Below are 22,524 nucleotides of genomic sequence, written 5' to 3'. Positions count from 1 at the left end.
GCCATAAGGGAGTTATGATGTCCATAGAAAATTGGATACGTTTGGCAAAAATAGAAAATCCAAAGAAAGCTCTTGCCCTTGTAGAACATTTCGGCGGTCCCGATGAATTGTTCCACGCTAGTGCTAAAGAACTCATGCATGTTGGCGATATTCACCCTAGGACTGTCGAGCGCATACAACAAGTAGCTGTGGAACCGGTAGACAAAGAACTTGCCAGCCTAGAAAAGGTTGGCGGCAAGATTATCACCTATTGGGATGAAAACTACCCAGCGAACCTCAGGCAAATATTCGATCCGCCGCCCGTTCTATTTGTTCTTGGCGAATTACGTGAGGAAGACAGGTTTGCAATAGCGGTCGTCGGAACCCGCCGCCCCACAGAATATGGCCATTCGATGGCAACAAAACTCAGCCGCGACCTCGCACGCAGGGGATTAACGGTTGTAAGTGGCTTAGCGCGAGGGATAGACACAATTGCACACACTGCAGCAATCCAAGCTGGCAGAACAATTGCTGTTCTTGGAAGTGGAATTGACGTGCCCTACCCTTACGAAAACCGAGGTCTAATGAAGAAAATTAGCGAAAACGGAGCCATAATCTCGGAATTTGCACCCGGCACCCAACCAGAGTCTTGGCGGTTCCCTGTACGCAACCGCCTTGTTAGTGGTCTAGCGCTTGGAGTAGTAGTTATTGAAAGCGGCGTTGAGGGAGGCGCTATGATTACCGCAACGCTTGCGGCTGACCAGGGTCGTGATGTCTGGGCTGTACCTGGACCTACAGACAGCGCCACAAGCCAAGGAACCCATAAACTTATCAAAGAAGGAGCAAAGCTCATCGAGCATGCTGAAGACGTTTTAGAAGACCTTGGAATTGAAGCCGAAAGCACAGGGCGAGACCGGCAAGGCATACCTAGCAACCTAACAACCGAACAGAAGGCTATTCTCCAAGTTCTCAATCTTCATCCAAAACATGTTGATGAGATTATCGGAGAATGTAAGCTAACGGCAGCTACTGCTAATAGCGCCCTTACTATTCTGGAAATGCTTGGCCTTATTCGTCGAGTGCCAGGAAACGCATATGTTAGAGCGGTCTAATTTCGATTACTGAGCCAACGCTCATCGTTGCACAACAATCATATTTATGATTAAATGTTTTGCTTTAAGCAATGCGAGGTCGAAACCGAATATCTATATAGGAATTGACACAACAGATTAGCGACATTATAATTCTTTTCTCGTAAGTAGCAGGGAATAATATTTGGAACTTTCGGGAGCGAAATCTGGTCTTAAGTTACTGACCACCGCTCCCGATAATCGTGTCAGCAAAGTAATATCACTGGGGGTGGGAATAAGCAAACGCGCAAACTAAAATCCAGCGTTTGCAACTCAATTAACCGCCTCGTTTGATAACAAAAAATTTTGGCTATAATTAAGTGCCAACATAGGGAAGTATTATCGCTTGGTTAGACCAATTAGAAATTTTTCGCCTAATTGGCAGGTTTTAAAATAAGATGTCAAAAGCACTTATCATTGTTGAATCACCAGCAAAAACTAAAACTTTAAAGAACTTCCTTGAGGATGAGTTTAACGTCGAAGCTTCGATGGGCCACGTCCGCGACCTTCCTGAGAAGGAACTCGGAGTAGACATCGAGCATGGGTTCAAACCCAAGTACGTTATAATTCCGGAACGGAAGAAAGTTCTTGCTCATCTAAAGGAGCAAGCAAAAAGAGCGGGGCAAGTTTATCTAGCCACTGACCCTGACCGTGAGGGCGAGGCAATCGCATGGCACCTTGTTCAGGTCCTTGACCTTAAAAATGCCAAGCGCATTGCCTTCAACGAAATCACTCGCAACGCCGTCCGTGATGCACTAGCTCATCCTCAGGAGGTAAACGAGCGCCTTGTAGATGCCCAGCAAGCACGCAGAGTTCTAGATAGGCTTGTTGGATATAAGCTAAGTCCACTCCTTTGGCACAAGGTAAAGAGACACCTAAGCGCCGGCCGAGTACAATCAGTCGCTGTGCGCCTCATATGTGACCGAGAGCGCGAAATTCAGGCATTCGTCCCAGAGGAATACTGGTCTCTAACTGCATTACTCACAAAGCTTAACGATGAAAAGCAATTTTCAGCAAAGCTTGTCGAAAAAAATGGCGAGAAGATCAAACTAAAGAATGAATCTGAGGCAAAACAGGTCCTCAGTGACCTTGAAGGCGCAAAATACATAGTTGTTAGCGTCAAGGAACGTGAGCAGAAACGGAATCCTTCACCGCCGTTTATCACAAGCACACTCCAACAAGATGCATCGCGTAAGCTTGGTTTTTCTAGCAAAAAGACAATGCTTATAGCCCAAGAACTCTACGAAGGTATAGAGCTTGGGCCGGAAGGCTCCGTCGGCTTAATTACATACATGCGAACAGACTCCACCCGAGTTGCATCTGAGGCAATAGCCCAGGCACGTAGTTTTATAGAGTCGGAGTTTGGCAAGGAGTATCTGCCTGCAGACGCAAGACAATACAAATCAAAGAAAACGGCCCAAGACGCACATGAGGCTATACGCCCTACCCTTGTCTCACGACGGCCCGAAGATGTAAAAAAGTATTTGACCGCAGACCAATTTCGCCTTTATCAACTTATCTGGCAGCGTTTCTTGGCAAGCCAAATGGAATCTGCCGTGCTAAAAATCACTACTGTCGATATTTCGGCAAAGGACTATTTGTTTAGAGCAAACGGCTCAACAGTAAAATTCCCAGGTTTCACCATACTTTATACCGAAGGCAAGGACAACGGAAAAGATGAGGAAGAAGACCAAATTCTGCCAAGACTAGCGAAAGACGAAACCTTGCGCCTAGTCAAGATGATTCCAAAACAACATTTCACCGAGCCGCCGCCGAGGTACACTGAAGCAACGCTCGTAAAAGCGCTTGAGGAAAAAGGAATTGGCCGCCCAAGCACATATGCGACAATCATTTCGACAATTCAGGAAAGGAAATATGTTCTACTAGAGGACAGGAAGTTTGTGCCGACTGAGTTAGGATTCGTCGTAAATGACCTTTTAGTAAAACACTTCCCAGATATCATTGACGTGGAGTTTACCGCTGGTGTCGAATCGAAACTTGATGAAATCGAAGAGGGCGAGCTCAACTGGGTCGACGTACTAAATGAGTTCTGGAACCCGTTCAAAAGCGCATTGGAAAACGCAGAAAAAAACATGGAAAAAGTGAAGATTTTCCCAAAGGAAACAAATGAAAAATGTCCGAATTGCGGACTTCCGCTATTTATTTGGGAAAGCAAATTTGGACGATTGTTCTTGGGATGCTCAGGCTACCCTACATGCAAAACAGTCGTTTCTAAAGGAATCGGCGAACCATGCCCAGTTCCAGGATGTGGTGGAACAATTGTTGAAGCCAGCGCTGGAAGTGGAAAATACAGATGCAGTAATTATCCAAAGTGCACATACACTTCCCACGCAGAGAACAACACGAACGGCAATGGTGGTGAGGAAGTCACAGACCAAAATTGTCCGCAGTGTGGAAAACCGCTTGTAAAGCGCACAAGCAAGTATGGAAAGTTCCTTGGCTGTTCTGGATATCCAAAATGCAAATACATTGAAAACATTCCACAACCTGTTGGAGTCGCATGCCCAGTCGAAGGATGCACAGGCGAAATCGTAGAGAAACAAACTCGAAGGGGAAAAACATTTTATGGCTGCAATCGGTATCCCGAATGCACTTTTGTATCATGGGATAAGCCGATTGGTCGCAAATGCCCAAAGTGTGGTTCGATGTTGGTTGAAAAACAATGGAACGGTAATCCTCGAAGCATTGAATGTATAGCAGAAGAATGTGATTATAAGGAATCCGTAACGGAAGAACCTAAAGAAGAGGTAATTGTCTCTCAAGTTTAAAAGCTCCTGCTGATGACAAACAAGCCGGTTTGGGGTAGAATGCTTTTGAAGCATGCCCAAGCCGGCTATTTATTTTTGGAATTATTTTAAAATCGGAGGAAAATATGGCAATACGAATTGCGTTTATAGGATTCCGCCATTCTCATATTTTTGACCTTTACTCGCGCGCCAATGCGTCCGCCGACTTCGAAGTAGTTGCGGCATGCGAGGAAGACGACGAAACGAGAAAACAACTCAACGAAAGCATGAGGGCGCGGATTACCCATGATAACCTCGACAAAATGCTTGACGAAGTTGAATGTGATGCAGTAGCAGTCGGCGACTATTACGGAAAACGGGGGAGCATAATCATCAGAGCACTTGAAAGTGGTAAACATGTTATTTCCGACAAGCCAATCTGCACAAGCTTTGATGAGCTCGACAAAATCAACATGCTCTCCATCGAAAAGCAACTCAAAGTAGGTTGCATGCTCGACTTGCGTGATAAAGGGCAATTCATCCGCGCTCACGAACTTATCCATACGGGCGCAATTGGCGAAGTTCATGGCGTTATTGTTTATGGCCAGCATCCGCTACTGTTCGGCACACGACCAGCCTGGTACTTTGAAGAGGGAAAACACGGCGGGACTATCAACGACATTGGAATACACGCCTTTGACCTGATTCCCTGGGCAACCGGGCTCGAGTGGTCACAAATTGTTGCCGCCAGAAGTTGGAACGCCTTCGCAACTCAGACGCCACATTTCCGCGATGCCGGACAGTTTATGCTCAAGTTGTCCAATGACGGAGGAGTAATCGGCGATGTTTCATATTTCATGCCGAATTCGCTAGGCTACACACTCGACTTTTATTGGCGAATGACTTTCTTTGGGCGCGAAGGCATAATTGAAACATCCAGCGCTGCTAAATCAATAATGCTTGCGAAAGATGGGAATAAAGAACCCGAGATGCTCCCACCTGCAAAAGACAACCCAGGTGGATATCTTAGGTCCTTCGCAGAAGAGGTCTTACATGGAAAAACTGAAGGGCTTTCAACAGAGGATGTGCTCCGGGCTAGCTATGTAGCACTTTTGACACAGCGCGCAGGCGACGAAGGGTTATTTGGCATAGAGATATGATTTAATCTGAAAAGCACTGAGGCCTTTATCAAATTTCTAAGAATTATCAAGCATATGCCTAATAATGGTGAATTGACAATAATCGGAGGGGGACTAGCAGGAGCAGAAGCCGCTTGGCAGGCAGCACAACGCGGCATAAAAGTTTGTCTATATGAAATGCGCCCCAAAAAGCAAACACCCGCGCATAAGACCGGTCTCCTTGCCGAGCTTGTATGTAGTAACTCCCTTAAATCAAACCTCCTCACAACAGCCTCTGGGCTCCTGAAGGAGGAGATGCGCATCCTAAATTCAGTTGTCATTGCCTGCGCGGACGATAATCGCGTTCCAGCTGGGGAAGCTCTAGCAGTTGACCGTGAGAAGTTTGCCGAGTGTGTTACCGAGCGCGTGTTATCTTTATCAAATGTTACTTTAATTCGAAAAGAGATTACCAAAATTCCCCGAGAAGGCACAATAATCATTGCTTCAGGACCTCTGACATCTGATGCCCTAGCTCGGGAAATCAGTAAGCTCACTGGGCGAGAGCACCTCTATTTTTATGACGCAGTCGCCCCCACTGTCACCGCAGATTCCATTAACTATGACAAAGCTTTCCGCGCTTCGCGATACGGCAAAGGAGAAGCAGCTTATCTTAATTGTCCGATGACTGAAGAAGAATACAATGCCTTTTGGGAAGCTTTGGTATCCGCTGAGCGGGTACCCCTTGCTGAATTTGAACCCTTGAAGCTTTTTGAAGGCTGTATGCCTATTGAGGAACTGGCATCAAGGGGAAAACAAACGCTCCTCTTTGGACCGTTGAAACCAGTAGGTCTAATAGACCCCAGAACAGGCAAGCGCCCCTTTGCTGTTGTTCAACTTCGGCAAGAGAACATAGAAGGCACACTTTATGGCCTTGTGGGCTTCCAGACCCGGCTAAAGTGGGGAGCGCAAGAACGGGTTTTCCGCATGATTCCGTGCCTTGAACATGCAGAATTTGTTCGGTTTGGCGTAATGCACCGAAATACTTATATAGACTCGCCACGCCTCTTGCAACCCACCATGAAGTTCGATCCCCAAAAAACTACCCACCAGCCTCAGGCAAAGAATACTCAATCTGCGTTAAACGTGTTTTTTGCCGGGCAAATTACAGGCGTCGAAGGCTATGTGGAATCGGCAGCAATGGGGTTGGTTGCTGGTATTAATGCATCGCGACTCCTAAAAGGCGAGGAACTTCTTACCTTTCCCCGCGAGAGCATGATTGGCTCACTAGCAAACTATATCTCTTCACCCGCGATAACTAATTTTCAGCCAATGAACGCAAACTTTGGCATTCTTCCAAAACCGGAGCCGCCAATTCGAAACAAGCGAGAGCGTCAACGCCGCCAAGTCGAGGTTGCAATTGAGTCAATTCGAAAGATGGCCCTTGTGCTGCAACAACATGTTTGTTAGAATCGAATTATCAACGCTATTCCTTTTCGCATAAAGGACAGTTAATTTTAATTAGCCTTGACTTCCATTTTGTTGGTGGCAAATAATGCTTTCGCCTGATTTGCGACGCAAGCTATCGAAATTTAATCTAGAGCGCAATGAAACAGAAAACCTGGAATACCACATCACTCCTTTAGCAACGACACTTGAAAGCGTCATCCCTGGCCGCGTTCATGTACATGAGTATGGCGAATTGTACATAGTCGAACGCTCGGCTAGTGATTTCGGCATCCTGCCCCAAGAGGAGCTTATTAGTAGACTGACCGTACTCACTACTTTAGGCTATACACCTGAGGAGGCACTGTTCCTGGACATCGAAACCTGCGGCATAGCTAGTCGTCCTCTTTTTTTAATAGGAATTATGCGAGTGTGTGACGGCGAATTGAAAATAGAACAGTTCTTCGCAAGAAACTATGCCGAAGAAAAAAGCATCCTCGCCCATGCCGCCGACACTATCGCTAAACATAAAATGCTAGCAACGTTTAACGGCAAAGCCTATGATATTCCATATATACGCGACCGCATGCTATACCACAAGCTAGAGGCAAAGTTTGACGTCGAGCACCTCGACCTCCTGCATCATGCGCGGCGAAAGTGGCGTCGAATACTTCCAAACTGCCAACTTAAGACCTTGGAAGAGAATATTTGCGGTCGTAGGAGATTTGGTGATATTCCCAGCGAAATCATCCCTGAGCTTTACCATGCATTTGTGCGCACCGGAAATGCCGAGCCCATCGAGATCATCTTTCGCCACAATGCCCTCGATTTGATAGCGATGGCAGAACTCCTGCCCCATATCGGGTTATAAGGCTGGAAAGTTATTTACAACCCCCTAGCGACTCAAAATTATCAAAACAACCCTGTTATTTTACCTATCAGAGCTTTATCCCAGCTTATTTGGCATTCTTCTTGCATTATCCCCCATTGAACCCCGTAAGGGGTAAGGTGGGACTTGCAAAACCATCCAATCGATGGCAAGAGCAAAAAAATTAAAATCCAAAGTTCGATTGGCATGATAATTGCAGGTACCTCTATTGGAGTGAAGAGCAAAGCACGCCACTGATGAAAGAGAGAGAAATCTCTAAAGCAGGTTAATAGCTCTCACTCTCAAAGAACGGGATTTAAAATCCGCGGAAGATGTGATTGGAGCTGAATGGCGGCCAGCTGCAATCAACAAAGCCGCGAAATTTTCTGAAAGGAGTAAAGAAAAATGAAGAAGGTTCTGATTCTCTCTGTGGCTGTCCTGATGGTGTTCGCTATATCCGTAACCGCACAGGCAGCCGAAAACAACTGGCGGTTTAAAATCACCGCCGACTTCGGCACAGGTGAATACATGAGCTCCACTCAATTGGGTATGTACCCGACGTCTTTGGACGGCTATGACAGCCAGGATGGCGCGGCTCAGTTCCTCCCTGACCCGTATGGCATGACGTATGCGGCTTGGCTTACCACCATAATCCCAGGCAGAACTGAGGCAATGATGAAGGATATCAAGGCTCCGTTTGCTACCAATGATTTGTCGCTTACCAAGACTTGGGATGTTCGAGTGTTTGGATTGAGAGATGCTCCTGCTCAGTTCAATACTATTAGATTGCGCTTCTATCCATTGGGTTCGGCTGTCGCGCCACCTAGCACATTCAATGGAAAGCAGTATGGCACAGACTGGATTTACTACATCAAGATGATAAATAACCGCGGTGTAGCGGGTGCGCCAGCAAACGGCACAGAGTGGCAGATTCCAATTCCAACCACTCCGGCAATAACAACTGTTGAGTTCTTCACGCTTACTCTACCTATAATAAGACTAACCGCTAGCACGCCGGCAAATGCGGAATCAGAGGGCTATGTAATGGAATATGGAATTAAGCCCTTGCAACCAATACCCGAGCCTAGCAGCCTACTGGCGTTGGCTACCGGATTGAGCGGACTCGCTGGATTCGTGATTCGGAGAAGGATGTCGTAAAGACACTAGATAAATGACTCGTTACTGGTGTGCGATTTAGCCGCCAGATTAGTAAAGATACTAATCAAAAAGCACACCAAATCGAGGGCCATCCCAAGAAACAATAAGGATGGCCCTCTTACATTATAAAGAGAGCATCCAGCTAACTTGGCTTGCAAGGCCATCATGAAGCGAAACTTTAGGGCTATAACCTAAACTCTTCCTTGCCGCAGAGATATCCGACAGCGTATGCCGCATATCCCCCAATTGGTCTTCAACATGCCGAACATTCAAGCTGCGCCCAACAAGTTCGCCGATAGCTTCAACGACTTTATTTAGGTCAACATGCGACCCACCACCAATGTTGAAAACCTCACCCTCAACCTCTTTCGCCTGGGCCGCCAAAAGGTTGGCATCGCATACATCGCTTACATAAGTAAAATCGCGAGTCTGCTTGCCGTTGCCGTAGATAATCAATTCTTCGCCCTTGATTGCTGCCCTTATGAAGCGGTGGAAAGCCATATCAGGACGCTGGCGCGGTCCATATACAGTGAAATAGCGGAGGGAGACCACGGGAAGACCGTAATTTACAAAATAAAGGTGGCAAAGGTTCTCTGCAGCAAGTTTTGTGACTCCATAGGGCGATACAGGCTGTGGCTTAGCCGATTCCCTGAGTGGAAGTTCGGGCGAGTTGCCGTATACCGAAGATGAGGAAGCATAAACCAAGCGTCGAATATTCGTGCCGACCGCTGATTCCAGCAACCTTTGCGTAGCAAGAATGTTGTTGCGCACATATATGTCAAAGTTCGCACCCCAACTCATGCGCACACCCGGCTGGGCGGCTTCGTGGAAGACCCAATCAACCTCCGATAAAAGGGGCTTTAAATCAAGGGCAAGCAAGTCGCCCTCAATGAATCGAAACCTTGGGTGGCTAAGAACAATGCTGAGGTTTAAAAGCTTGATGTCTTTTGAATAATAATCGGTGAAACTATCTATTCCGACAACGTTGCATCCAAGTGAGAGAAGCTTCTCTGAAAGCGTTGAGCCTATGAATCCTGCGCAACCCGTTACGAGGCAGTTCATCTCGTTTGTTTAACTCCTCCGTTGTACCCTTTATTGAGAAACATAACAAAACTGGGGGCAGCGCGTCGTTTTCTCGCGCACACCGCCCCCTAAAACTTGCTGTGCGTAACTAGTTTTACTTTCCAATCCTGTACATCGTCGTGCCGCAGGTAGGGCAAGTACCCTTGGTCGCCGGCTTCTTATTCTTCATAGTCGTTGCAACTGGGTTCTTCATTTCTTTCTTTGCTTTGCACTTGACGCAGTATGCCTCCATTTATCTCACCTCCTCTGCCTTTGGCCTCGGCGCTTGAATTTGACTGCTTTCTACTTCTCAGAATTCGCTCTCCCCTTGCGTGAGAGCTCCTCAAGCGCAGAAAAACTTGCAATTCCAGCTTATATATTCTACTACTTAGCGAAAAAATCCTTCAAACACAAGCAATTTTTCATGCTTTAGCAAGTTTCTGCAAAGCCTCAAGCTGCTTTGGGGTACCAAGGACAACAAGGACATCGCCCTCTCTGATTTCGACATCTGGAGACGGACTTGGGGTTAAAGCACCTTCTTTAGTTTTCAGTGCTATTACGTTTGCACCGGATTTCTCGCGGATGCCCGACTCGCGCAAAGTCTTGCCAACAAACTCAGAATCAGCCGAAACAGTAACTTCGCTTATCTCAAGCTCGTATTCCTCGCTATATAAAGCGTTTTCCAGAAAATCCACTACCGTTGGCCGAAGAGCGGCCCAAGCCATTCTCTTTCCTCCTAGGATATAGGGTGACATAACCCTATCCGCGCCAGCCCTTCGAAGCTTTGGCTCATCTTCGACCTTAATAGACCTAGCAACGGTGTATAGGTTAGGATTCAATCCCTTTGCCGTCAAGACTATGAAGGTATTGTCGGCATCGGTAGGAGCGACTGAAATGAGTCCTCTAGCCCGTTCAACTCCCGCGGCGAGAAGCACCTTTTCATCGGTGGCGTCGCCTTCTACGAAAAGCGCTCTCTCAGCAACGAGCTTGGGTAACTGCTCTGGGTTATTTTCAACAACCACAAATGGTATATTTCGCCGTCGAAACTCAGACGCAATGGCTTGACCCATCCGCCCATATCCACAAACTATATAGTGATCCTTTACGGAGTTAATCGATTTTTGCATCCTTCTCCTCCAGAAAAGATGTTGCATTCTTTCAGTTGCAGCAAACTCTATTGCATTGCTTATCGTCCAAAACACTACTGTGAAAAGAGTTGAAACGCCGGCAAGAATTAAGACAATGGTAAAAATTTTCCCATCTTGCGAGAGGGGATGCACTTCACGATAACCAACGGTTGTAATGGTTATCACGGTCATGTAAAGAGCATCCAACAGCGGCATGTTCTCTATATACGAGTAGCCAAACGTACCCAGAGCAATAAGGGCAAACACGACCAAAACAGCGAACTTAAGCTGTCTAATTGGGTCCATAGGATATTTCCAAAAACATAATTGCACTAATATGTATTTTGGATTAATTACACGGCGAGCGTACTAACTCCTGCTTTTTCAGCTGCAAACCTGTGAGCCACCCGAATGGGTTCTGGAAGCCTATGCCTAGGCGCACAATCCAAAACAATCTTTACTGCAGAATCAAAGCTAATCTTATGTCCTGGTGAAACGAATACCGGCTTTACGCTGGTGCGCGTGCGGACAACGTTTCCAATCCGTCTGCCATCCAAATCAAACAAGGGCGTGCTGGAACCTCGCTCAGGTCCTGGTTCCTCATACACCCCATAAAGGTGAGACTTCGCGCAACCAATGGTTGGTATGTCAAGCAAAACACCAAGATGAGAAGCTATTCCGAACCCCCGTGGATGAGCGATTCCATGACCATCCACTATAACCACATCGGGAATGTGCTCAATTGCTAAAAACGCCTGAAGAATTACCGGACTTTCTCGAAAGGAGAGAAAACCAGGAACATAAGGAAACTGCAGTATGCGAGTAGCCTGACGGACTTCAACCAAGTTTAAATCTGGAAAAGAAAGGACAACCACAGCAGCATGGCCCTGGTGGCTCGCCTTTGAAATACTCATATCCACACCAGCAATTAAGTTTAGGTCGCGAAACCCATCCTCCAACGACACTCGGCTTTTGAGGGTGCGCTGAATTTCAGCTGCTTCTGCAACCGAAACTTCCCATTTGTGAAGTTCAATGAACTTCATACTCCTCCTTAACAAGCGGCTCGCTGGCGATGGTATCCAAATCTAAACCATCAATTTCGCCTCTCAGCAGATGGTAATAACCTGCACATGCAATCATAGCAGCGTTGTCGGTGCACAATCTAGGAGGAGGATACGTTAGCCCAATTCCCCGTTTTGCTGCCTCTTCGCGCATCCTCCTCTGAAGACCAGAGTTCGCCGCTACTCCGCCTGCGAGCGCTATATGCCGGACGCCAGTAAGTTCAGCGGCTTTCATTGTGTTCTCAACAAGCATGTCTACTACTGCCGCTTGAAAGCTAGCAGCTATATCTTCTATCCGAAAATCTGAGCCATGTTCCCTAAAGAACCGAATGACCGCGGTCTTCAAGCCGCTAAAGCTGAAATCAAGCGTTCCCTCAAGCTTGGCACGCGGGAAGTGAATAGCCTCCGGATTGCCTTCTTTTGCCAATCTATCAATGACTGGACCGCCTGGATACCCCAAACCTAGAACCCGAGCTGACTTATCGAATGCTTCTCCAGCGGCGTCATCCCGTGTTCGCCCCAGCATTTTGTAGTCTCCGTGCCCCTTGACCAGCACTAAATCAGAATGTCCGCCAGACACTACTAGGCACACGAACGGAAACTCTAACTCGGGATTGACCAGGAAATTTGCATAAATATGTCCTTCGAGATGGTGAACGCCCATCAGTGGAATTTCCATAGCGGCGGAAACAGCCTTTGCGGCAGATACGCCAATTAGAAGCGCCCCAAGAAGTCCTGGGCGGTTTGTTACAGCGACCGCGTTTAAATCTGAGAAGCAGACATGTGCAGTATCAAGCGCTTCTTTTATTACTGGATTTAATAGCTCGAGGTGCTTGCGAGAGGCAATCTCTGGCACTACTCCACCAAACTTTGCATGCAGGTCGACCTGAGAAGCTATTATGTCGGAGAGTATCTCCCGTCCATCGCGAACAACAGATGCCGCTGTTTCGTCACAGCTAGTCTCAATACCAAGTATTACCATTCGGCTTCTCTTAGTTTCTCCCTGTTGATGCGCAGATTGCGAAGAAAATTTTCATCCCACAAATCATCAATCCACATAACTAGTGCGTTTTCATTATTGTCGGTGTAGTAACCTCGGCGAATCGCTGCAACGTAGAAACCATACTTGCGATAAAGATTCTGGGCTATTAAATTGTGCTCGCGAACTTCCAATGTTGCCCGCCTAGCGCCACGGTGTATCGCCTCATCGAGTAAATTTACCAGCATGCGCTCGCCTATCTTCATGCCTCTAAAATCAGGATCAACACCTATAGTAGTTATGTGAGCCTCCTCCATCACCAACCACATTCCCGCATATCCCACTATCTTACTGTTGTGTCTAGCTACAATGTAGTAGGCGTTGGGGTTGTGAACTTCGGTTGAATAGGCGCTGACAGACCAAGGCGTAGGAAAGCATTTAGTATCTAGCTCTGCTACTGCCTCTATGTCTTCGGGCTTCATCTGCTCAATTGTAATTTGGATTTGCTTATCGGCGGATTTCTTCGCAATCATAGTGTTATCTCCACGGCAGTCTAACATAAATATTTTTGGAGTGTCAAACATAATCCGAAGAAAACATACCCCCTGAACCCAAATGTAAAAACTAGCGCGTGCCCTCAAACCGATTACTTTCACCAATCCAGGCTCAAAAAACTCTCTAATTATAGAGAATATTGAAGGAAAAAGTCTTACCTGCAACGAAACTTGAAAGAAATCCAATTTGAGAGAGGTGATAAACTTGTTTTACTATTCGCTTTTCGCTGGGATTATCCTTGCGTCTCTGATGTCGCTTTCCTTCTCTGAAAGCTCATTTGCTGCAGTAATCCCATCTGAGCCAAAATACGTGCAATCGCTCGATGGTATATGGCGCTTCAAACTCGAACAAGGTGCGGTTAAAAACAAAGGGCAAAAGCGAAAACTCAACGCAAAGGACCCAATCACAACACCAGCGACATTCGAACCATTTTACGAACTGGACTACAAGGAAGACAAAGCTTGGCATGACCTTGTTGTACCCGGCAACTGGGAAATGGCTGGCTTCTCACCCGCAACTTATGACCAGCCAGACAATGCATCAGGATTCTACCGCAAGTGGTTTGAGGTACCAGCTTCTTGGAAAGGCCGGTTGGTATTTGTAAATTTTGACGGCGTGCAGAATGGCGCCGAAATATGGCTAAATGGGCACCCTGTTAACGTTAGCGAGCCGAGTTGGAACCGTCCAAATTATCACGAAAGCGGCTGGACCGCCTGGCAGGCTGATCTTACTCCTCACATTAGGTTTGGCGAACGTAATCTTTTAGCCCTACGAGTGACCAAGAACACAAAATCGGCAGACCTTGACTCGGGCGATTATTTCTTCCTGGGCGGCATCCATCGGCCTGTAACTTTATTCTCTGTTCCGCAGGTATACATTAAAGATATTACAGTACAAACGAGACTCCTTGAGGGAGGAAACGCAGAAGTTAAAGTTCTAATCGCCATTGGTGGAGAGCAATCTGACAATGCAATTGCCTGCATGCACCTCAGTGAACTCAAGGAGAAAATAGAATCGCGAGTTATGGGAGGAAAAGCAGAACTTGTGCAAATCGTTTCAAACCCGAAACTTTGGTCAGCCGAACATCCAAATCTCTACAACTTAACAATAGAGATTAAGGACACAAATGGAAAATCAATTGAGAAGGTCGTCCGCCGCATCGGCATTAGGGAAATATCAATAAAGGATGGAGTTTTCTTGGTCAATGGGGTCCCTGTAAAACTTGTCGGAATATGCAGACATGATGTCTATCCATCGAAGGGTACCGCAATTGATGAAGAGGTCTGGCGCAAAGACTTAACCCTAATGAAAGCCGCAAATTTCAATGCTATTCGTACTTCACATTATCCGTATGGCTCTAAGTTTTATGATCTTTGTGATGAAATGGGTTTCTACGTGGTAGATGAGCTCCCATACTGCTGGTGCCCAACTGATGACCCTGAAATGACTCCCGCATGGCTTCAGAGGGCTAGGGAAACCATTGCTCGCGATAAAAATCATCCATGTGTGGTAATCTGGGCAATCGGAAACGAAAACAAGGAGGGACGAAACCAGAAGATTACTGCGGACCTAGTAAAGCAGCTAGACCCTACACGGCCAAGGCTAAACTCCTGCCGCCCTGCAGACGAGAATAATGTGGAGTTCGACGACCACCATTACACCCGGCCAGAAGTAATAGCTTCACATGCAGCCAATAAAGAGCGGAGGGCGAAATGGCCCCTCATCTATACGGAAAACCCAAACGTCTGGGATGTACGAAATGGCGCAGATTATGGCTGCCTTGACCTCTGGGCCGCTGTCCACAAACGCACATGGGAAGTAATATGGAACTCCGAGGTTATTGCAGGAAATTTCCTTTGGGAATGGCAAGACAGAGCTGTATCCGACAAATATCCTCTCAAATACTATGAATACGACCCAATAACCGGCATACATTACGTTAAAACAAAAGGGGTAGTGGATGGCTGGCGTAATATTCGACCTGAGTATTACCACATTAAAATGGTTCAAACGCCGGTGCTCCTCGATTCCCAAGCCGACCTTGAAACAAAGCCTGGGTTTGCCGTCATAAACGTAACTAATCGATACTCATTTACTGACCTTTCAGAGCTCAAGACGACATACCATCTCCTTAGAAAAGGCAAAGAGATTGCATCCGGCGCTATCAAACCCAGTCTCGCCCCTATGACCTCGGGCAAGATTGAAATCCCTCTGCAAAAGGATGCTGATACTTTGCGTGTAGAATTCAACCATCCTGGCGGTTGGAACGTAATCAGCTATCAATTTAATATTGCAAAGCAAGAACAACCTCATCTGCCCACGGTAAACGTGAAGCCACCAAATGAACTTACATTCCCAAAGCTCAACCTCATTAGAAACATCACAGGGAATAACCCATACCGCTGGAAAGTGTGCAAAAGATACCGAGGCAAGCTGGTAAATATAGTCTCGACGCCAGCTGTACCAGACATTTATTCGACTCCACTAAGTAAAATAAAATCTATAGATGCTGATATAGTATTAGAACATATACCAAAGACGGTTGTAGGCCACCTTCATGCAGAATACGAAAACGGCCTGTTTAGCTACCGAATAGAATGGAAATGGCAAAAAGCCGATATCCAAGAACTCGGTTGGACTTTTGAGATGCCCCATGAATACAATCGGTTTTCATGGAAACGGCAGGCACTTTGGTCGGTCTATCCGGAGACACACATCGGCCGTCCGAGTGGAACAGCCTTACCCGATAGCGCAAATGTGCACCTAACAAATATCAGCAGACCTGACGCTTTTGACTTCAACTCGACGAAGTATAACTGCGATTGGGCATCACTTACGAATTCGCAAGGTCACGGCTTAAAAGTTGAGTTTGCACCTGACCAGCGACATCATTGCAAAGGCGGTTTCGGCGAGAATGGAACATACCAACTCATCGTGAACAAACAATGCAGTCCGCCAAGGGATATTAGCTCAAATGTGGTGCCAGATTTTTACCTTGAGCTGTCGAAAGGCAACGTTATCGAAGGAAGCTTTTGGGTAGGCGCAGCGAAGACGACTAATAAATAAACTAACTTAAGTGCGAATTCTAAAACCTGTTTGAATGCCAAAGATGCCGGTAATTAACGCAAGCGGCAGGTATTCTACCTGCCGCTTGTCTTCCTTTATCGAAGTTTCTAGCACTAGATCTCACATCAGTGATTTCTTGCCTTCCTCGATTAGCCTTTTTACCTTTTGACCGCCCTTGCGACCTATTTCCTCATAAAAGCTGTGGCCATACTTCTTGGCAGTTACTTCACCACCTTTTTCGCCACCCTTTTTTCCTGCCTCACTGACAGTCATCTCGCCTTTCTTTTGAGGAGTCACAATGACACCTCCTCTCGATTATTCTCAGCAAACCCATTAAACATATTCTACTAAGGTAAGCAACCTCACAAGGCAAATGTAATACAAGCACTTCCTACCTAGTCAAATGATTTTAACTATAATTCCCCAAGGGCTTTCTTTCCAGCCTCGATTAGCTGCTTGACCTTTGGACCGCCTTTAATGCCTCCCTTATGGCCGATGCTCTGATAGAATTCATGGCCATGAGTTTGCGAGGTCCGCAGGCCGCCCTTTCGACCAGCCTCTCTGACAGTCATTGGATTTCCCTCGCGCTTTCGCATGGCAGTCCACCTCCTTTTTGTGATTCTCTCTTTGGAAATTCCCAAGCGGCGAATCCTTTAAACCCACTCCAGGGTTTTCGTCTTTTTATGCGTTCAATACCTGTCGGCATACAAAATATGGGTTTATGCACTTCTTCGGGGATAATTTGTGTTACTTGAAAGAAAAGAAATATTAAAAGGGTGGCAAAAATTACCTTAGATTCCCAGATACACATTTCGCCAGAGTATTCCAATCATCGCCGCTGAGTTTGTCTGCAGGCACAAATAACCACCCATCTGCGCCGCCTTTTATAGCTGCCTGGGCAAGTTCCATAAGCTCATCGGCAGGCACATCTTGTGGCGGAGGACTGCCCAGCCCGCAGTTGAGCAAAGCTACCACTTTAGACTTTTCTGGGACGCGGCGTTTCCAACTCTGGCAAGCTCTGGTTATCTCCTCATAAGATTCAAGTGTTCCTGCGACTCTTGAGCCAAACAACGCAGGCGCGTGAATATCAAATATCGCACCACAATACTCCGGTTCGGTGCCAGCTCGCCCAGCGCACTGTCCAACCCAGAAATTTCTTTTATTTTTCGAGGCAACTTCTCGTGCAAACTTGACGAGTTCTTCGGCAATGTTGGTGCGAATTTTCATTTTTCTGTCCCACCATGCCGAGACAATGCTTTCGTCATAAAGAATCTTAATAGCAAGTTCGTCTCTAGTGAACTTCTTTCCAATTGAATCGCAGAACTCCCGAACGCAAGTATCGCAAAAACAAATCCTATCATTTTCGGTGCCCCAATCAAAAAAGTTCAGCAAGACGCCATCAAAGCCTAACTGAATTCCTTTCTCGATGCACCGCTTAATCTGAGGCACACGGGTTGCGCGGCTTGCTGCCATACAAAAGTATTCCTCGCCATAAGGATTTCCTTTGCAGTCCCGCCAAGCAAGTTCCTTATTTCGCTTTTGCTTATCAAGAAACGTATTAATGCAATAACTAACGGTCAAACCTTTTTCGTGTAGTTTGGAGACAAGCGCTTCTATTCGAGAATCTACGTCGGAGTCATAAAAGAGGAGTGGACCAACAAGATTAACATGATTCAAGCCAGCTTCCCTGCAACGGTCTGCTATCTCGAGTGCGGCTTCTAATTCCCCCGCTTTCGCCAGAGGATGGTTCTCAGGATAAACTGAGACATAGCCAACCCCATAAATTGGCTCTTTCGGCGCACCTGTGGCAAATTGGGAAAGCAAACCCAAAAGAACAAATAACAGTAGGACTAACCTCATGCTAGTTGAATATTCTATGCATTTTGGCTAAATCCTGCAAACAACCGAAAATAAAGAGGAAGTACCCGGGCTTAAGATGAACTAATTAAAATGTCAATTACTTTCAGTAACGAGGCACGAAAAATGATTAAACGAACACTGATACTCTTTTCGCTCATCATCCTATTAGCAACAACTATCATTCCTGCTTGCTCAGCTCAAGCGCCGAAGAATATCATTCTCATGATTGGCGATGGGATGGGAATTGCCCAGATAGCTTTAACTAGAATGACATTGGAACGCGAACATACCGCACTGAAAATGGACTCTATGGCGCACACAGCACTAGTTAAAACCCATTCGGCAAACTCCACCGTAACCGACTCTGCTGCCGCGGGCACCGCATTGGCAACTGGCTTCAAAACAAACAACGGAATGGTTGGAGTTCTTCCAAACGGCAAAGTGGTGCAAAATATACGTGAGGCAGCAGCAAAACTAGGCAAAGCCACAGGATTGGTAACGACCACAACTATCACTCATGCAACCCCAGCATGCTTTGGCGCTCATATTGCAAAAAGAGGCGAGGAAGCTGACATTGCACCCCAACTCATTGAGAACCGCATAGATGTTCTCCTTGGTGGCGGGCGCCAGGTTTTCATCCCACGGTCCGCTGCCGGAAGCAAACGCAAGGACGAACGCGACCTCATCGCAGAAGCAAAGTCCGCAGGGTATGCCGTTGTTGAGAATAGAAAAGATTTGCTTGCTATAAATGCAGGAAAGCTACTCGGCTTGTTCCAAATGGGGGCTCTAACTACGGAACCACCAGAGCCAAGCCTTGCTGAGATGACTGCTAAAGCAATTGAAATCCTCTCGAAAGATAAGGACGGCTTTTTCCTCATGGTCGAGGGTGGCCAAATTGATTGGAAATGCCATGCGAACGATACTCAGGGCATGATAAAGCAACTGCTCGACTTCGATGCTGCGGTAGGAAAAGCGCTAGAGTTCGCCCGCAAATACAAAGATACCCTGGTAGTAGTCACTGCCGACCATGAAACCGGCGGTCTCTCAATCCTAGGTTCAGAAGAAGGCAGTTTGAATTTTACCGCCAATTGGGCGACAAAAAGCCATACGGGTGTGAACGTTTTGCTTCTTGCCGACGGACCCGGTGCTGCGTCCTTCCGTGGTTTATTAGATAATACTGACGTTCCAAAGATTCTTGCAAAGCAATGGGGAATTAAAGGATTCGCAATAACTCGGTAGTTGGCTAGCTTTTACCTTTACGCTATTGACCAGCAAATATGAGCCAATGCAGCAACTATATCTCTGGCTTAGCATGCAATTCATCTTGAAGGTCGCTGAACAATCCTTCAATTAGGTCCCTGAAACCATCCTCTGGTGATGATATCGCCAGTGATTTTTCCGCCATTAGCAAGGCTTCTTGGTTTCTTCCAAGCATTTGGAATGTCTTAGCCAGTGTAAAATATATTGCAGGTGCGTTGGGATCAATCTTTGCTGCACGCTTTAGGTACGGAAGAGCTTGCAATGGGTTATCAAGGGCAATGTAAGCATTGCCAAGTGAGAAAAGCGCATCTACATCAGCATCATCACGTGAAATGGCTTCTTTCAGAAGCTGGAGCATTTGCTGTTCTCTTTCTTGAGCCAGCTCCCTGTGGTGAAGATAGCTTCCAAATGCAGCCTGTCCTAGCGCAGTAAAAAGACCAGGATAGTTTGGGTCTTGTGCAGCAACGGCTAAAAGTTCCTCCATCGCAGTATCACATTGATTATTGAGAGAATACGCAATCCCAAGATTAAAGCGAGCTGTCAGGTGATTTGGATTCAAATTTAGACAGTCACTGAACAACACAATGGACTCCTCAAGATTGCCAGCATCGAAAGCCGCCATTCCCGCCTTGAAGTAGCGGTCCGAATCGGTTTCCAGCGGCCGTCCACAAATTGCACAAATCGTCGTATCATAGTTAAAGTCTATTGAGCAAGCAAAGCAGCGCATTGAAACCGACCTCCTCAGTCTCCCCCAACTCAAAAGGCAAGAATAAAACTTAAACCGTGTTATGGGAGAATACTCAATTTTTGTATACCCTTGCTAGTTTAATTCTAGAATGGCGCTCGTAATATGTCATATCGCCACATGAGAATTTTTGAAAAAAGATAGAATATAATTGCTTCGGGAAGTAAGTCTTGACACATTAGCAAGCTACGCATACCATTTAAGACTGAAGCGCTCCACATCCGAGGTATGAAAAACTATGGAAGCTTATAGCATTGAAAAGTTTCTAGACTGGCTGAACAGCTACTTGTGGGGACCTCCAATGCTGATTCTCCTAATTGGCACCCACTTGTACTTAACTTTCCGCCTTAAAATCATCCAGAGGTTCACTCCGCTAGCAATCAAACTATCTTTATGCAAGTCGCGAGAAGGCGAGGGAGACGTGAGTCAATTTGGTGCGCTAACAACTGCACTTGCGGCCACTATTGGCACAGGAAATATCGTTGGCGTCGCAACAGCAGTTGCCTTGGGCGGTCCAGGAGCCATTCTTTGGACCTGGTTGACTGGCGTGTTCGGCATCGCAACAAAGTACTCAGAGGCTCTGCTTGCTGTTAAATATCGCGTTCGGACCCCTGATGGAAGGATGATTGGCGGCCCAATGTACGCTCTGGAACGCGGTTTGGGAATGAAATGGGCTGCAGTGCTCTTTTCCATATTTACAGCAATCGCAGCCTTTGGAATCGGAAATATGGTCCAATCTAACTCGATATCACATATGGCTAATGAGGTCGCGGGAATACCATTTTGGATTACCGGAATGATTCTAACAATTCTGACAGGAACTGTAATTTTGGGGGGCATAAAATCAATTGCCCGCGTATGCGAAGCACTTGTACCATTCATGGTAATCTTTTATGTACTTGGCTGCATAATTATTCTAGGGATAGGTTATTCTAATATACCTAGCTCAATCGCATTAATAATCAAATCGGCATTTACGGGAAAAGCGGCGGCAGGAGGATTTGCAGGGGCTACCGTAATGATGGCAGCAAGATATGGTGTCGCGCGGGGCCTTTTCTCAAACGAATCTGGGCTTGGCTCCGCACCAATAGTGGCGGCCGCGGCACAAACAAAGAACCCTGTGCGACAGGCTCTTGTCTCTTCCACTGGTACGTTTTGGGACACGGTCGTCGTATGTTTGATGACAGGCTTGGTACTCGTAAACACAGGAGTTTGGCAAACTGGGCTCCAGGGTGCAGCACTCACAAAGCAATCCTTCCATCACATCCCTATAGTCGGACCAATTGTATTGACTGTTGGCCTATTTGTTTTCGTATTCTCGACGATTCTTGGGTGGTCATACTATGGAGAGAAAGCCGTGGAATATCTTTTTGGCAGCCGAGCAATTTTACCGTATAGAACATTATGGGTTGGAGCCGTAATGCTAGGATCGGTAACAACACTCAAGGTTGTATGGAGTTTTGCAGACGCGGCAAACGCCCTAATGGCAATTCCAAATCTTGCTGCTCTTATTCTCTTAAGCGGTGTGGTGGTTGCTGAGACACGGAAGTATTTATGGGAGAGAAACCTAGAATTAGTTGCTGAGGATGAACCTGCAGTATCGTTAGCCGAAATCAGTGCAAATAGTTAAGGCGCCAATAGTGGGTCATTGACTCCAGCCTCACGAAATCCCTCGGCACGCAGGAGGCAAGAATCGCACCTGCCACAAGGCTTTTCCTGGCCCAGATAGCAACTCCAAGTTAGCGAATAGTCAACCCCAAGCTCAACACCACGTCTTATTATTTCGCCCTTCGTCATATGAAGAAGAGGAGCATAAATGCGAAACCGATGGCCCTCTCTGCCCGCTTTCGTCGCTAGGTTCGCCATCTCCTCAAACTTCCGCAGATAGTCCTCTCTACAATCTGGATAACCGCTATAATCAAGCTGATTAACACCAATTACAATTGTATCTGCCCCAACTACTTCGGCATAACTCAAAGCGAAAGACAAAAATATTGTATTTCGCGCCGGAACATAGGTAATAGGAATCTCTGACAACATTTCAGGTTTTTGACGGTCGAGTGGAACCTCAATATCATCTGTTAGGGCACTTCCACCCCATTGGCGCAAGTCGAATTCTATTGTGATGTGGCGAACGCAACCAAGTGACTCGCCGACTTTCTTTGCACTTATAATCTCCTTCGAGTGGCGCTGGCCATACGCGAAAGTTATGCCAAAAAGTTCATAACCCTCCGCTTTTGCAATCGCCGCTGCTGTTGCGCTATCCAAACCACCTGAAATGAGAACCACTGCCTTGGGATTCTGGAAATTGTTTGGGCTCATGTTAGATTTATTTTAGCCGAAATTGTGGTTACAAATCTAGACGC

The 22,524-nt window shown here is 46.5% G+C and carries 20 protein-coding genes; 9 read left to right on the top strand and 11 right to left on the bottom strand.

Annotation, left to right across the window (positions count from 1 at the left end):
* Positions 1–14: 14 nt before the first annotated feature.
* The 6 genes from dprA (at position 15) to QHH26_00730 (ending at position 8,443) form a co-directional block, all read left to right on the top strand.
* Positions 15–1,091, top strand: coding sequence for a DNA-processing protein DprA (gene dprA, locus QHH26_00755; GenBank protein MDH7480486.1), 1,077 nt, complete (start codon positions 15–17; stop codon positions 1,089–1,091).
* A gap of 416 nt (positions 1,092–1,507) precedes the next feature.
* Positions 1,508–3,898 (top strand): type I DNA topoisomerase, encoded by a 2,391-nt coding sequence (gene topA / locus QHH26_00750; GenBank protein MDH7480485.1) that lies wholly within the window; start codon positions 1,508–1,510, stop codon positions 3,896–3,898.
* 104 nt (positions 3,899–4,002) lie between these two features.
* Positions 4,003–5,016, top strand: a complete 1,014-nt coding sequence (locus tag QHH26_00745) for a Gfo/Idh/MocA family oxidoreductase (protein ID MDH7480484.1) — start codon at positions 4,003–4,005, stop codon at positions 5,014–5,016.
* A 54-nt stretch (positions 5,017–5,070) separates the two neighbouring features.
* Complete coding sequence (gene trmFO / locus QHH26_00740) at positions 5,071–6,441, top strand: FADH(2)-oxidizing methylenetetrahydrofolate--tRNA-(uracil(54)-C(5))-methyltransferase TrmFO (protein ID MDH7480483.1); 1,371 nt, start codon at positions 5,071–5,073, stop codon at positions 6,439–6,441.
* 85 nt (positions 6,442–6,526) lie between these two features.
* A complete protein-coding gene (locus QHH26_00735) occupies positions 6,527–7,288 on the top strand; it encodes a ribonuclease H-like domain-containing protein (protein MDH7480482.1) in 762 nt (253 codons plus the stop codon).
* 402 nt (positions 7,289–7,690) lie between these two features.
* Positions 7,691–8,443 carry a PEP-CTERM sorting domain-containing protein gene (locus tag QHH26_00730; GenBank protein MDH7480481.1) on the top strand — a complete coding sequence of 251 codons (753 nt, stop codon included), beginning with the start codon at positions 7,691–7,693 and terminating at the stop codon, positions 8,441–8,443.
* 123 nt (positions 8,444–8,566) lie between these two features.
* Here QHH26_00730 and QHH26_00725 read toward each other — a convergent pair whose 3' ends face one another.
* The 6 genes from QHH26_00725 to rimI all read right to left on the bottom strand — a co-directional run bounded on the left by QHH26_00725 (position 8,567) and on the right by rimI (position 13,205).
* Complete coding sequence (locus tag QHH26_00725) at positions 8,567–9,505, bottom strand: NAD-dependent epimerase/dehydratase family protein (GenBank protein ID MDH7480480.1); 939 nt, start codon at positions 9,503–9,505, stop codon at positions 8,567–8,569.
* 115 nt (positions 9,506–9,620) lie between these two features.
* On the bottom strand, positions 9,621–9,758 hold the full coding sequence (locus tag QHH26_00720; protein MDH7480479.1) for a DUF5679 domain-containing protein: 138 nt from the start codon (positions 9,756–9,758) through the stop codon (positions 9,621–9,623).
* 169 nt (positions 9,759–9,927) lie between these two features.
* Positions 9,928–10,938, bottom strand: coding sequence for a potassium channel protein (locus QHH26_00715; GenBank protein MDH7480478.1), 1,011 nt, complete (start codon positions 10,936–10,938; stop codon positions 9,928–9,930).
* Between the two features lie 47 nt (positions 10,939–10,985).
* Positions 10,986–11,675, bottom strand: coding sequence for a deoxyribonuclease V (gene nfi / locus QHH26_00710; GenBank protein MDH7480477.1), 690 nt, complete (start codon positions 11,673–11,675; stop codon positions 10,986–10,988).
* A complete protein-coding gene (gene tsaD, locus QHH26_00705; GenBank protein MDH7480476.1) occupies positions 11,662–12,675 on the bottom strand; it encodes a tRNA (adenosine(37)-N6)-threonylcarbamoyltransferase complex transferase subunit TsaD in 1,014 nt (337 codons plus the stop codon). The genes nfi and tsaD overlap by 14 nt, the downstream gene beginning before the upstream one ends.
* Positions 12,669–13,205 (bottom strand): ribosomal protein S18-alanine N-acetyltransferase, encoded by a 537-nt coding sequence (gene rimI, locus QHH26_00700; GenBank protein ID MDH7480475.1) that lies wholly within the window; start codon positions 13,203–13,205, stop codon positions 12,669–12,671. The genes tsaD and rimI overlap by 7 nt, the downstream gene beginning before the upstream one ends.
* A 226-nt stretch (positions 13,206–13,431) precedes the next feature.
* Here rimI and QHH26_00695 point away from each other — a divergent pair, with 226 nt between their 5' ends.
* Entirely contained in the window at positions 13,432–16,293 is a 2,862-nt protein-coding gene (locus QHH26_00695) for a glycoside hydrolase family 2 TIM barrel-domain containing protein (protein MDH7480474.1), read from the top strand.
* A 120-nt stretch (positions 16,294–16,413) separates the two neighbouring features.
* Here QHH26_00695 and QHH26_00690 read toward each other — a convergent pair whose 3' ends face one another.
* The 3 genes from QHH26_00690 to QHH26_00680 all read right to left on the bottom strand — a co-directional run bounded on the left by QHH26_00690 (position 16,414) and on the right by QHH26_00680 (position 18,153).
* Positions 16,414–16,590 (bottom strand): Em GEA1 (EM1), encoded by a 177-nt coding sequence (locus tag QHH26_00690; GenBank protein MDH7480473.1) that lies wholly within the window; start codon positions 16,588–16,590, stop codon positions 16,414–16,416.
* 116 nt (positions 16,591–16,706) lie between these two features.
* Positions 16,707–16,889 (bottom strand): Em GEA1 (EM1), encoded by a 183-nt coding sequence (locus QHH26_00685; protein MDH7480472.1) that lies wholly within the window; start codon positions 16,887–16,889, stop codon positions 16,707–16,709.
* A 190-nt stretch (positions 16,890–17,079) separates the two neighbouring features.
* The gene (locus tag QHH26_00680) at positions 17,080–18,153 is read right to left on the bottom strand and encodes a hypothetical protein (protein MDH7480471.1); all 1,074 of its coding nucleotides are present in this window, start codon (positions 18,151–18,153) and stop codon (positions 17,080–17,082) included.
* Between the two features lie 123 nt (positions 18,154–18,276).
* Between QHH26_00680 and QHH26_00675 the strand changes: the two genes are divergently transcribed.
* On the top strand, positions 18,277–19,392 hold the full coding sequence (locus QHH26_00675) for an alkaline phosphatase (protein ID MDH7480470.1): 1,116 nt from the start codon (positions 18,277–18,279) through the stop codon (positions 19,390–19,392).
* Positions 19,393–19,447: 55 nt separating this feature from the next.
* Here QHH26_00675 and QHH26_00670 read toward each other — a convergent pair whose 3' ends face one another.
* On the bottom strand, positions 19,448–20,140 hold the full coding sequence (locus tag QHH26_00670) for a tetratricopeptide repeat protein (protein ID MDH7480469.1): 693 nt from the start codon (positions 20,138–20,140) through the stop codon (positions 19,448–19,450).
* A 256-nt stretch (positions 20,141–20,396) separates the two neighbouring features.
* Between QHH26_00670 and QHH26_00665 the strand changes: the two genes are divergently transcribed.
* A complete protein-coding gene (locus tag QHH26_00665) occupies positions 20,397–21,788 on the top strand; it encodes a sodium:alanine symporter family protein (GenBank protein ID MDH7480468.1) in 1,392 nt (463 codons plus the stop codon).
* Here QHH26_00665 and queC read toward each other — a convergent pair.
* On the bottom strand, positions 21,785–22,480 hold the full coding sequence (queC, locus tag QHH26_00660) for a 7-cyano-7-deazaguanine synthase QueC (protein ID MDH7480467.1): 696 nt from the start codon (positions 22,478–22,480) through the stop codon (positions 21,785–21,787). The genes QHH26_00665 and queC overlap by 4 nt on opposite strands.
* Between the last annotated feature and the right edge of the window lie 44 nt (positions 22,481–22,524).

The sequence above is a fragment of the Armatimonadota bacterium genome (genome assembly GCA_029907255.1).
Classification (GTDB): domain Bacteria; phylum Armatimonadota; class UBA5829; order DTJY01; family DTJY01; genus JAIMAU01.
Note: the sequence above shows the minus strand (reverse complement) of the source record. Positions and strands in the feature narration are given on the sequence as shown.